General features: G+C 39.5%; 13 protein-coding genes. 6 read left to right on the top strand and 7 right to left on the bottom strand.

Annotated features, from left to right (window positions below):
- The first annotated feature begins 12 nt into the window (after positions 1-12).
- From OQX64_RS09755 to OQX64_RS09765, 3 genes are all read left to right on the top strand, one after another.
- On the top strand, positions 13-741 hold the full coding sequence (locus OQX64_RS09755) for an esterase family protein (RefSeq protein ID WP_265818629.1): 729 nt from the start codon (positions 13-15) through the stop codon (positions 739-741).
- Positions 742-873: 132 nt separating this feature from the next.
- Entirely contained in the window at positions 874-2,292 is a 1,419-nt protein-coding gene (locus OQX64_RS09760; RefSeq protein WP_265818630.1) for an inorganic phosphate transporter, read from the top strand.
- 24 nt (positions 2,293-2,316) lie between these two features.
- A complete protein-coding gene (locus OQX64_RS09765; protein ID WP_088302092.1) occupies positions 2,317-3,138 on the top strand; it encodes a universal stress protein in 822 nt (273 codons plus the stop codon).
- A gap of 72 nt (positions 3,139-3,210) precedes the next feature.
- Here OQX64_RS09765 and OQX64_RS09770 read toward each other — a convergent pair whose 3' ends face one another.
- The gene (locus OQX64_RS09770; RefSeq protein WP_265818631.1) at positions 3,211-3,948 is read right to left on the bottom strand and encodes an SDR family oxidoreductase; all 738 of its coding nucleotides are present in this window, start codon (positions 3,946-3,948) and stop codon (positions 3,211-3,213) included.
- Between the two features lie 77 nt (positions 3,949-4,025).
- Positions 4,026-4,595 carry a Crp/Fnr family transcriptional regulator gene (locus OQX64_RS09775; RefSeq protein WP_088302090.1) on the bottom strand — a complete coding sequence of 190 codons (570 nt, stop codon included), beginning with the start codon at positions 4,593-4,595 and terminating at the stop codon, positions 4,026-4,028.
- 169 nt (positions 4,596-4,764) lie between these two features.
- Here OQX64_RS09775 and OQX64_RS09780 point away from each other — a divergent pair, with 169 nt between their 5' ends.
- The 3 genes from OQX64_RS09780 (at position 4,765) to OQX64_RS09790 (ending at position 7,142) form a co-directional block, all read left to right on the top strand.
- On the top strand, positions 4,765-5,367 hold the full coding sequence (locus OQX64_RS09780) for a Crp/Fnr family transcriptional regulator (protein ID WP_088302089.1): 603 nt from the start codon (positions 4,765-4,767) through the stop codon (positions 5,365-5,367).
- Between the two features lie 90 nt (positions 5,368-5,457).
- Positions 5,458-6,264 (top strand): sterol desaturase family protein, encoded by an 807-nt coding sequence (locus OQX64_RS09785; protein ID WP_265818632.1) that lies wholly within the window; start codon positions 5,458-5,460, stop codon positions 6,262-6,264.
- Positions 6,265-6,551: 287 nt separating this feature from the next.
- Positions 6,552-7,142 (top strand): phosphatase PAP2 family protein, encoded by a 591-nt coding sequence (locus tag OQX64_RS09790; RefSeq protein ID WP_265818633.1) that lies wholly within the window; start codon positions 6,552-6,554, stop codon positions 7,140-7,142.
- A gap of 38 nt (positions 7,143-7,180) precedes the next feature.
- On the opposite strand, the gene OQX64_RS09795 is transcribed toward OQX64_RS09790, so the two are convergent.
- From OQX64_RS09795 to OQX64_RS09815, 5 genes are all read right to left on the bottom strand, one after another.
- A complete protein-coding gene (locus tag OQX64_RS09795) occupies positions 7,181-7,615 on the bottom strand; it encodes a VOC family protein (protein ID WP_265818634.1) in 435 nt (144 codons plus the stop codon).
- A 242-nt stretch (positions 7,616-7,857) separates the two neighbouring features.
- Positions 7,858-10,281 (bottom strand): TIM-barrel domain-containing protein, encoded by a 2,424-nt coding sequence (locus OQX64_RS09800; RefSeq protein ID WP_265818635.1) that lies wholly within the window; start codon positions 10,279-10,281, stop codon positions 7,858-7,860.
- A gap of 445 nt (positions 10,282-10,726) precedes the next feature.
- Complete coding sequence (locus OQX64_RS09805; protein ID WP_265818636.1) at positions 10,727-11,188, bottom strand: hypothetical protein; 462 nt, start codon at positions 11,186-11,188, stop codon at positions 10,727-10,729.
- 717 nt (positions 11,189-11,905) lie between these two features.
- The gene (locus tag OQX64_RS09810; protein ID WP_265818637.1) at positions 11,906-12,409 is read right to left on the bottom strand and encodes an endonuclease V; all 504 of its coding nucleotides are present in this window, start codon (positions 12,407-12,409) and stop codon (positions 11,906-11,908) included.
- A gap of 1 nt (position 12,410) precedes the next feature.
- On the bottom strand, positions 12,411-12,746 hold the full coding sequence (locus OQX64_RS09815) for a hypothetical protein (RefSeq protein ID WP_265818638.1): 336 nt from the start codon (positions 12,744-12,746) through the stop codon (positions 12,411-12,413).
- Positions 12,747-13,024 lie beyond the last annotated feature (278 nt).

A 13,024-nucleotide genomic window follows, 5' to 3' on the forward strand; every position in this document is an offset into this window, starting at 1 on the left:
AAACAATCAGACATGCATAGGGAATATCATAAATGGTACAGTAAACACCTGGAACGCAACATGGAACTTTTGGTTTTTGGGCATGCGGGAAGGGCAGTATTAATGTTCCCAACCAGAATGGCCAGATTTTACGATTACGAAAACTGGGGAATTGTACACGCCTTATCCGGCAAGATTGAAAAAGGTGAATTACAGCTTTTTTGTGTGGATAGTGTAGATGCAGAAAGTTTTTATAATCAGTCGGTTTTCCCATCGGTACGTATGGCGAGGCACCTGCAATATGAAAGATACCTGCTGGATGAAGTAATTCCATTAATGTACCAAAAGGGCACCCCTAACGGAATTGAAACTGTTGGCTTTAGCATGGGGGCCTATCATGCCATCAACCTTTCCTTAAAATATCCGCAGCTTTTTAAAAAGACCGTTGGCATTAGTGGCAGGTATGATCTTACCCAGGCACTCAATCCTTTTATCGATCTGATGGGTGGCTTTCGTGATGAACTTGTTTACTTTAATATGCCAGAGCAATACCTGTCAAACCTTCAGGATAGCAATCTCATCGCCAGTTTAAAATCTATGGAAATCATCCTGGCCGTTGGAGAAACCGATCCCTTTTATGAGAGCAATAACAGGCTAAGCCAGCTGCTTTGGGAAAGGGACATTACCCATCAGTTATATACCTGGGACAATGATGCGCACCGCCCGCATTACTGGCGGCGGATGGCACCACTTTATATCTAATTACTTACATGGTAGCCGCTTAACGCTAAACATAGCGCAATACGACAATTATTTAACATAGAAGATATATACACATCACTTCTATTGTGGTACTTTGATGGCGTTGCCTACCCTTAATCTTTACTTTATTCTATGTCTTCTTTAAGCGTTATACTTCCCTTTGTGGGCGATACCCATTTAAGCACTCCCCTTTTATTGATATTCCTGTTATGCCTGCTGGCGGTTGTGGCCTTTGAATTTGTTAACGGATTTCACGATACCGCCAATGCAGTGGCTACCGTAATTTATACCAAAGCATTAAAACCGGTTGTTGCCATCCCATGGTCTGGATTCTGGAATTTTATGGGCGTTTTTACCGGAGGGATTGCGGTTGCCATGGGGATTCTCAAACTCGTTCCGCTTGATGCACTCATGAACTTGCCCATTGGTGTGGGTGCCTGTATGGTGCTGTCTGTACTCCTGGCCTCTATTGCCTGGAATTTAGGTACCTGGTATCTGGGCATTCCCTGTTCCAGTTCGCATACTATGATTGGTGCCATGATTGGTGCCGGATTAGGTTTTACCTGGTATTATGGCGGAGCAGGCGTAAACTGGGGAAAAGCAGAGGAGATTGGTTTATCACTGATCTTATCACCCGTTATCGGTTTTGGTCTGGCCATATTGCTCATGTATTTTCTTAAACATGTGATTAAGTACCATGCACTCTTTCATATCCCTCAGGGTGAAAATGACAGACCGCCGCTGTTAATAAGGGGTTTGCTGATTATGACCTGCACCCTAGTGAGTTTCTTTCACGGCAGCAATGATGGCCAAAAAGGAGTTGGCCTTTTAATGCTGATCCTCATTGCCTTTTTACCTGCTAAATTTGCAGTGAACCATCATATTGCCAAAGAAAAAGTACTTACCGAACTCAACGGCAGTGAAGTATTGCTGAAAAAGATCGCTGTATTAAACCACAACGAAGGAATCAATATGGCGGAATTTATCATGCGAACCCGTCAAACCAAAATTCACCTGGCTAAAAAAAATGAAACTGATAAGGAAAACACCTATCAGTTCAGGAAGCAGATTGAAGGCATCATTGCAATGATGGGTAAGGTGGAAGCCGATCAGCATTTACAGATAAGCGTTTCAGACAAGCAACAACTCTCAGAATTAAAGCACGAACTTTCCAAACTGGTTGACTTTGCGCCGCTTTGGGTAATTTTAACCATCTCCATTTCCTTAGGACTCGGAACCATGATTGGCTGGAAACGGATTGTAGTGACTATAGGTGAGAAAATTGGCAATGAACACCTTAACTATGCACAAGGTGCTACATCTGAAATTGTTGCCGCCTCCACTATTGGTTTAAGCACTGCATTTGGCCTTCCGGTAAGCACCACTCATGTATTATCCAGCGGCATTGCCGGTGCCATGGTGGCTTCAGGCGGTAAGGATAACTTAAATAATAATACATTAAAGAGCATTGGTTTGGCCTGGGTACTGACCTTGCCGGTGTCGATCATTCTGGCGATATTGCTTTTTATGCTGTTCCACTTATTCGTATAGCCTCAAACTTTAAATTACCTCAACATGAAACAGATACTGGTTGCCACAGATTTTTCAAAAAGTGCTGCAAATGCATTTGCTTATGCATTGGCAATGGCAAAGGTTTTGCAAATGGAAGTAGCCGCAATTCACGCCATTCACCCTACAGAAGGGATTAACAACAGCACCTATAATGCCATTTTCATTGAATCTTATTATCAGAATAAAAAAACGGCACTTGAGCAATGGGCAAATCACATTCGTGAAGAGCAAAAGTTGGAAAACATCAAGATTTCCACAGTCTGTGATGTTGGTTTCTTAAGGACAGTCATTAACAAATATACCAAGACCCATCCAATTGAACTGTTGATTATGGGCATTACCGGGGCAACCGGAATAAGCGGCATTGTGGGTAGCAATGCGAGCATGGTGGTTACCAAGATGCGGATTCCAACTTTAATTGTTCCGCTGGAGAGTAATTTTCCTGCAAGTCCGATTATTACGCTGGCTACAGATTATGAAACCAAACTTTCTCAAAAAGATGTATTGGCATTGGTAGAGATGCTGAAGGCTTCTGGCTCACAAAAAATGCAGGTATTATATGTGGCAGAAAACTCAGACCAACAGCATATTGAAACTGGTGAAAAAAGCATCAGGGAACTTTTACCCGGTACACAAATCGAATTTAATTATATTAAACACAATAGCGCACCGAACGGGATCATGGATTTTATTGAACAAAACCATACCGATATTCTGTGCCTGGTTAAACATCACCATAACATTATTTACCGCCTGTTTACCAGCAGTACCGTGAATCAGGTGATTAATAAAACAGTAAAGGCTATTTTGGTGCTCCATGAATAAATTGGTAGCCGGATAAATATAGTCTTAAAACAATATTCATCCGGCACCTAGAAATTTATTGCTCACAGATCATTACCACGGACTAATGCCTGTTTCATCTTCGATATCATGACTATAGAACTGTCCTGAAGGCGCATCGTCATCAGTTAAGGTATGTTTAATGATAAACGAGGCTGCACTTTCTACCGTACCCGGGCCACTGTGCTGGTTAAAGTCAGTTGCGGTATAACCCGGATCAATCACATTCACTTTAAAAGGAAGATCTTTCAATTCATAGGCCAGTACAATGGTATATGCGTTTAGCGCAGCTTTTGATGTTCCATACGCAGCCGTTTTAACCTGGTAATATTTCCATGATGGATCACTGTGAAGTGTTAAGGATCCAAGTCCGGATGTGATGTTGCTGATTCTGGGACGATCAGATCTTTTAAGCAAATCAAGAAAGGCCTGTGTTACACTGATCACCCCGAAAAAATTGGTATCAAACACTTCCTGAATCTGAGGTACAGGCGTATCAACAGCCATTTGCGGACTATCACCAAGAATACCGGCATTATTAATCAGGATATCAAGTTTCCCTTGCTCCCTTTCGATGCGATCTTTAGCTGCAGATATCGATTCGGGATGCGTTACATCAATTTCAATCGCTATAATATGCTCAAACCCCTGTTTCAAAAGCTCAGCCACAACGGCTTCTCCTTTTTCCAGGTTACGGCTTCCTAAATATACGAACAATCCTTTTTCAGACAGCTGTTTTGCAACTTCCAGGCCAATGCTTCTGTTGGCTCCTGTTATGAGTACTGATTTCATTTTCTTTTGGTTTTAATTGATGTTGTAAAGTTGCATCAACAGATCGGTGAATCATTTGCCATTTGGCAAAAAGCATTTTACCTGATATTTTTTCTGATCCTGCTTAATGAAGATTGTGTAACACCCAAATAGGAAGCAATATAAGACAGTGGAATCCGGTTGACCACCGTAGGGTAAATTTCCAGAAATTTCAGGTATCGGGTAGTAGCATCTTCTGTTACCAGCGGACTTCTTCGCGCTACTTTTTGCATCAGTGCCCTTGAAATGATTTTATGCACCATGGTTTCAAAGCCAACAATAGTTTGTAACAGCTCCTGCCAGTCTTTTTTAGAGAATACAATTAAGGTACAATCGGTAACGGCTTGCACATAGGCACTTGAGCAGATTTCCAGATCGAAGCTTTCCAGGTCGACCACCAGATTATTTTCTTCAATAAAATATTTGGTAATTTCTTCGCCTTTATTGCTGTAATAGCATACCCGCACGATTCCTTCTACCACGAAACCCACCTGCCGGGCAATTTTTCCGGCTTCTGAAAAGTATGCCAGGTGAGGAAGCTGCATTTTAACAGCTTTGCCGGATATGAAATCCATCTGCTGCTGATTGAGGTTCCCAAACCTCAGCATAAATTCGAATAATTCTTTCATAAGTGCAAGTTAGGCAAAGTAAGCCTGAGCACATTTGCCATTTGGCAAAAATTATCGTCCCAAAAAGCATATACTTACTGCATTAATATTTATGGCAGACCATAATTTTGCAGGCTTGCCAGGATATTCCTAATTTAGCAATTGCTCATGGGCAGTTTTTCTTTTTAATATGGCAACTTCAATAGATACCTTACAGGAATTATTGTTTGATTTAGCGGGCGTACTGCCTGCCGATACCACACCATTATTTGCCATGACGACCCCGGTATTGCTGGAAACCAATGAAACCTACATCCGTGAAGGAGAAAACAGCCGTCGACTGGCTTTTATTGAACAAGGCGTTATCCGGGCATATACCATTAAGGAAAATGGAGATGAAGCGACATTGCTCCTCCGCTGGGAGGGCCAATTTATTGCCTCACACGATACCATTATTAACCGCCAACCTTCCCGGTTTATTTACCGTGCGCTTGAACCGGTAAAGTTGCTGCAGATCGATTATGATGTGCTGGAGGAGATCCTGAAGACCCACCCGGAGTATGAACCACTCCGTAACTTTTTCCTGATGAAAATGCTGGCGGAATCTTTAAAAATGCTGGAATCTTTTGTCACGCAATCACCTGAAGAGCGTTATCGCGAACTCCTGTCCGAACGTTTCGACCTGGTAAACCGTGTGCCTGACAAATACATTGCTTCCATGCTTGGTATAACCCCCGTATCCCTGAGCAGAATCCGCAAAAGGATGCATACAAAAGGAAAAACAGCAACATAAATTATCCTTTGTTAAGCTGCTAAATTATCTTTTGTTAACGAGGCAAAATCTATCTGCTTTATACTTTTGGTATATAAAAATGAGATAGATATGGAAAAGATAATAGAAGCCACCATTCGTATTTTTAGTGTTTCGGCTATCCGGTATTTTTTACTTGCCGGAATTCCTTTTACACTGTTTTATCTGCTGATACCTGCTAAGCTGGGTAAATTCAAGATTCAGCAAAAACTAGCCACCAGAAAAGACTTCATCCGTGAAGTATGGCATTCCATGCAGAGTACACTGGTCTTTTCAATCATCGCAGTTGGATTGGTTTTCACGCCTCTGCGTCAATACGCCCGAATTTATGAAAACGTTCATGATTTCCCGATATGGTATATGGGTGTTGCGCTGGTACTCAGCCTGATTATACATGATACCTATTTTTATTGGATGCACCGGTTATTACACCATAAAAAATTGTTCAAACTTACCCACCTGGTTCACCATAAAAGTACCAATCCCTCGCCCTGGACATCCTATAGTTTTCATATACTGGAAGCCATCACCGAAGGACTTGTTTTAGTGCCCATTGTACTGCTGCTGCCGATGCATCCCTTAACGATATTACTCTTTACCGTAACGGGCTTCATCATCAATGTGTACGGACACCTGGGCTATGAAATTATGCCTAAATGGTTCCGCTTTACCTGGGCATTTGAAATCCTGAATACTTCGGTACACCATAACCTGCACCATAGCAAATTCAAGGGAAATTACGGCTTGTATTTCAGAATCTGGGACCGGGTAATGGGCACGGAACATCCGGATTATGTAAAGGAATATGACCGCTTGCAAGATCAGCGTTTTAATCAAATCGCTCCGGAAGAAAAAAATCAAGAGGTACAGGCCGTATAAAAATACGATCATTACCCCTTCTTGAAAAAAGAAGGGGGCCTGCTCTGCTGGGCAGTGGTGGTTAATACCAGTTCACAATTATTTATTAATCAAAAAACATAAAAACAGTCACAGGTCTGTTACAGAAAGCATGACCTAAGCTTAACGTTCAGGTTATTTCAGGTTGATAATTTCGGCAAGAAATTTCCAGACACATGATCAAACGACTACAAAAATTACCCTGTTATTTTCTTACCCTTTTCATTCTGCTAATCGCAACAGTAATTTTTGTTAGCCTGTTTCCGAAAATGCAAGGATTTTTATGGCTAAATCAATATCATACCAACTGGCTTGATTTTACTTTTAAAATCATGACCAATCTAGGCGATGGTTTTTTCATCATTTTTGTAGCCATATTACTATTATCCATTAAAAAAAAGAAGAAGGCTATAGCCGTTTTACTGGCCTATGCTTATTCCGGCGTGTTCGTACAACTATCTAAAAGATTGTACAATCAACCCAGGCCAAAATTACTGATGCAGCAACTCCACATTCCTTACACACATTTTGTTGAAGGCTTAAATGTGCACAACCATTCTTCCTTCCCATCAGGTCATACGGCATCGGCTTTTGCACTATCAACAATTATGGTACTGGTTTTTAAAAAGAAAAAAATATCATGGCCATGTATCATATTTGCTGTAGCTGTAGGTTATTCGAGAATTTACCTCGCACAACATTTCCCTATTGATGTTCTTTTTGGCGCTTTGGCCGGTGTGCTATGTGGCTGTTTAAGTTACCACCAAACTTATACCCTTAAATTATTCAGACCAGTAAAAGTGGCAAAACGACTGAAACGTTTGAGAATGGCTAACGCTCAACTAATTACTAATGGCTGATTGGAGGTATAACATACCAATGATTTACCTCCCTAACGCTACAAATTCGGATCAAATTCTACCGTCCATTGAACGCCAAACTGATCCACAAGCATCCCGAAGTAAGAACCCCATGGACTATCTGCAATAGGCATTTCTATTTTTCCACCAGCTGAAAGTCCTTTAAATAAATACGCTGCTTCTTCTTTATTTTCAGCACTAATGGCAATATGAAAATTATCTCCGAAAGTAAATTTCCGCCCTTCCATTTCCAGCATCGCATCAGAACCCATCAGCATATTATTTTTCCCGAGAGGCAAAGCGATGTACATGATTTTATCCAGGTAGGTTTCAGGTATTGCATATTCAGCAGTGGGTGTCAAATCTTTATAACGAACCAACTTCGTAAATTCTCCACCAAGCACGGATTGATAAAAGTTAAATGCTTCTTCGGTATTACCGGTGAAATGTAAATAAGGATTAAATAGTGCCATAATTTTAATTTTAGCATATTAGGGATTTAGCGCAGCCTGATTTTCGTATCGATTATGGTTAGTTGGAGACTGGCAAAACGACTGTATCTCAAATATAAGCACAAATTTATAACTTTCAGCTGTTGTTCCATCTCGCGCCTGATGTGATGTGATCCAACCAAACCGCAAATAAAAATAGCAGCAGATCTCAAATCAGATTTCTGCTGCTATCAAGCATAAAGTCAATAAATCAACCTATTGAATTAAAATTTCACTTCCAGTTTTTTACCTGTATAAGTCACGTTTTTATTTGCTCCTGAAGGCAATACAATGGTAAACTTTCTATTTTGAAGCATCCCTTTATAACTCCCTTTCCGATTGGCAATAGTTAGTTTTCTGGCGGCATCGTTCCAGTTAAATTCGATTTCAGTATAGGCACCTTTTTCATAATTGTAGTTATCCAGCTCATCTTCATACAGTACAAAAGAGCCATTTGCTCCAGGATATACTTTTACTTCAAGATTATCCCATTTTTGTTGCGTGGCATATTGCACTTTTGGCCCCATTGGTAAAATTGAACCAGCCTTAATATAAAGGGGAATCATATCAATAGTTGTTTTTTTGATCAGCTCCTGTCCGCCTTTCAACTGCTCATTGGTCCAGAAATCGTACCATAACGTACCAGCCGGAAGATATACGGGTGATGATTTTTCAGCAGTAAAATCAATTGCAGCTTTCTGATCATTCTCTTTGCCCTCTTTTTTATTCCAGCCACTGTTTTCATTCACCTTCACAATCGTTTCAGGTGTGTATTGCGCTTTAACAACGGGTGCCACCAGGATCGATTGCCCAAACATGTATTCATTGTTAATGTCCCAAACTTTTTTATCGTCTACAAAATCCATGAAAAGGGCACGCATAAAGCTGGATTGCTTTGCGGTAACTGCCCATGAGGTAGAATAGATATAAGGTAAAAGGGTGTAACGGAGGTTGATAAATTTATCTATGGCATCATAGATGGGTTCGCCTTTTTTTCCAAACTGATAGATTTCTCTGGGCACATCCGTTCCATGCGAACGCATCATGGGATTAAACGTACCAAACTGGAGCCACCTCACGTACAGTTCCTGGTATAATGGGTTTTTACTTCCCGAGCCACCGTTCGAAGATTTGTTATATGCACCAGCGAAAAAACCACCGATATCTGAATTCCAGTGGGGGATGCCGGTAAGCGAAAAATTTAATCCGGCAGGGATCTGCTTGCGGAAAGTATCCCAGCTGGAACCCGTATCTCCAGACCAGGTATTGGCACCGTAACGTTGCTGCCCGGCAAAGGCCGACCTTGTTAAAATAAAGACTCTTTTATCTGACGTGGTTTTACGCTGATGATCATATACTCCTCCTACAGCCATTAGCGGATAGGCATTGCGCACTTTACGGAATGACCCTAAATATGTTTTGGTATCATAATCAGCTGGTTTAATCTGCAGGTGGTCAGGTTCAGTAGAATCCATCCACCAGCCATCAATCCCTTTAGCTAACAAGCCATTACTGGCATATTTCCAGTAAATATCGCGGGCTTCAGGATTGTAGGCATCATACACCCTTACACCAGAGGGATAATCCAGATTAGGAGGCCATTTCTCTGAACCCGATTCCGGCCAGGTTGTAATGTTGTAGAGCATCCCTTTTTTATCCAATTCCTGGTATGGCTTGGTTTGCGGACCAAAAGAAGACCAGATGGAAATAATCAGGTGCGCATGTTGGGCATGTACATCATCAGCCATTTTTTTCCCGTCAGGAAAATCTACATTCAGGAAATCCATGGCATTCCACAGGTAGTTATTCCCCCAATATTGCCAATCCTGAATAATGCCATCAAGGGGTACATTCAGTTCGCGGTATGTTTTTACCACATTCAATAATTCCTGCTGGCTTTTATAACGCTCCTTACTTTGCCAGAAGCCGTATGTCCATAAAGGGAACATGGGCACCTTACCTGTAAGCGTGCGCATGTTGGCGATAACGCCATCGGCATTGCCCCCATACATAAAATAATAATCTACACCATCACCTACCTGCGATTTAAAAGAGGTTTCATCTGCATCATCCTGAAATTCGGTTGGAGAATAATTATCCCAAAACAGGCCATAACCTTTTACAGATTGGAAGAAAGGGACAGCATCTTCTACATTGCCCTGCTCAAGATGATATTGCTGATTTCTTTGATTAAGCTCTCCACGCTGATGTTGGCCAAGTCCGTAAATAGGTTCTTCCTTCTCTAAGGCAAAAGCCTGATAAACATGATAACTATCTGCACCTGTATCATTGAACGATGTAAACCTGGTACCTTTATTTTTTTCTTTCAATAATGCTTTCCCGGAGGCTGAAGAAAATTCAACATTGCCGGTGGTCAGATCTAACCTGGCATTTATTTTTTCTGATTTTAACCATACAACCTTGCCGGTTTGCTGTGCCTGGAAAATGGTTTTTCCAGGTGATAAGGTTACCGAAAGACTTTGTTTAACAAATGATTTGCCTGCAGGTATTTTAATTACCCGTACAATGGATGGTGTGTAAAACTGTATTGCTACCTGATTACCGTTGGCTATGGCTTTTATCCCCAGATTAGTTTTTTCAAAAGATTGTGCAAATGCATTTAAAACAGATAAGAAGAGCACTAGCATTAAACAGGTTCGTTTCATCATTGGTTTATACTGGTTATAATTAAAAAATTAGTAGCAATTTTAAATAAACTGCTCTTTTCAGTGCGCTAAAAATAATTAAAATTTCCGGAGATAGTGCTGATGCATTACTAGACATTAATTAACTCACGGCGCATAGTGCCACGCGTGCCGCATGTGCACTTTATATCATCTTTGCCATATTCATCTAAATCTATCACTCATTTGTCTCCGCTGTAATTTATTTCGCTATCGTGTTGTTAAAACCAAACTTTATTTCAAAGCTTACAACAATAAAATTATGACTCAAACAACATGAAAAAAGCATTGGTCTTTTAACTAAAAAGGTTGTAACTAAAGGCTACGACCTAATATTTTACATGGCTGGCTTTATTTTGCACACGCGACACGCGTGCGCCAGCGGGGGGAAAAACGTTATAAGTTTATGCTAATACTGATAATTAATATCCATGTTATAATTTGTATACTCCCAAGTTCCTTGCAACATTTTTATAAGTGCATCAATAATCCTTATTAATTCCGATGTTGGAAATGGCTTTCTACTAAATAGCCTTTTTAAATCTTTATCTTTTGTTGGAATAGATTGTAACTCTGCAACGGAAATATAAACACCTTTATTTTGTATTGATGCTTTTACCTCCTGCAAAATTTGAATCATTGTTTGTTCTTCTGAAGAGTTTATTAAAATTTTATTCCAAGGTAAAGTAAGATAACTACTTGCCACACCATCTATAATTCCCTCATGGCCCATTTCAAAAATATTTTTATTAACAAAAATATACTGTGGCTTCTTTAACTCTTCGTGAATATAGTATATCGTAAGTTGCATAAAGTCTTCTGCAATATTAAAACCTTTATCATCTTTATATTCAATAAATGTTGTCGGCATATTTATCAGTAACTTAATTTTATCAATTTATTAATCTGAATAACTCTGATTTTGAATGATATATTAGTCGATTTGATTTTTCAAATAATTTTTGGATCTTTTTTCTGTATATCAACTCCTCCAATTCTATTAGTTCTTTACTAGCACTATAATTTATGGTACCAGATAATTCCCCTTGCTAGCGCACGCGTGCCGCGTGTGCACTTTATATCATCTTTGCAATATCCATCTAAATCTATCACTCATTTGTCTCCGCTGTAATTTATTGCGCTATCGTGTTGTTAAAACCAAACTTTATTCCAAAGCTTACGACAATAAAATTATGACTCAAACAACATGAAAAAAGCATTGGTCTTTTAACTAAAAAAGGTTGTAACTAAAGGCTACAACCTAATATTAAATGGCTGGCTTTATATTTCACACGCGGCACGCGTGCGCCAGCGAGGGCACTTTATATCATCTTTGCAATATCCATCTAAATCTATCACTCATTTGTCTCCGCTGTAATTTATTGCGCTATCGTGTTGTTAAAACCAAACTTTATTCCAAAGCTTACAACAATAAAATTATGACTCAAACAACATGAAAAAAGCATTGGTCTTTTAAATAAAAAAGGTTGTAACTAAAGGCTACAACCTAATATTAAATGGCTGGCTTTATATTTCACACGCGGCACGCGTGCGCCAGCGAGGAGCTGTTGGTTACTTGGATAAGGAATTATTTTTCCTTTGTTATAGTATCTAGTTGTTTTAATAAATCAGGTATCCTAAATTCGCCTGGCATGTGTATAATAAAGTGTGATGCTATATCTAATTCAAGCCCAATTGATGAAATGTATAAAGATTTTTTACTTTTACCCCGATATATTTGTTTAACTGTTTCGGTATTACCATAATAAAAGCTCTTCGCTACTCCTATTATCGGAATCTGTTTATTTAACGCTTGCCATAGATGTCCGCCTAAACCAAATCTTTTATCATTATCAATGTATACGTATCCATCAATCACAATAGCTTCCAGATCATTTATATTTACCTTCTCGATAATTTTTAATAAACATGGAAGTTCTCTTCTGTAAAACTCACCAGGAATATATTCTTCTGTTTCTCTAACATATTCTATCAAAATCTCTTTTGGCTGAACATCATTCCAATTAAATAAAATCCCAACTGATTTAGCTGAAGCATCATCTTTGTAATGCACATCAAGGGTAAGAACCATTCTAAAGAATTGTTCTTACCCAATTTCCAAACTGGTCGTTTTCTTGATGGCTTATTAAAACCCCTTGCTCATTCCATCTTTTAAAAGAGCCAACATGGTAATCGTATTTCTGAAAATATTCTTCTTTTAAATTTCCATTTGGCCAATAAGTGGCTTGCCGACCATCAAAAATCCCATCTTTATATTCATACTCCGCTGATAATTGATTCGTATCTGGATAATAATAAATTTCAACGCCTGTGAAAGGACGACCTTTATATAAATAGACCCCTCCCCCCCAGTTGGTAGGTCTGTCATCCAAATCTAAATCAGGATCATTATATTCTATTCGCAGCATAATTATTAAAGAGGTCTTATAAAAGTTATCAAATCTAAAATATAAAAACAATCAACACAAGTATGCTGAATCACTTTCTCCTGATCCAGACCGTATCGAATGTTTCTGTTATATCCCTTGCTAGCGCACGCGTGCCGCGTGTGCACTTTATATCATCTTTGCAATATTCATCTAAATCTATCACTCATTTGTCTCCGCTGTAATTTATTGCGCTATCGTGTTGTTAAAACCAAACTTTATTCCAAAGCTTACAACAATAAAATTATGACTCAAACAAC

Source organism: Pedobacter sp. GR22-10 (assembly GCF_026239715.1).
Taxonomy (GTDB): Bacteria; Bacteroidota; Bacteroidia; order Sphingobacteriales; family Sphingobacteriaceae; genus Pedobacter.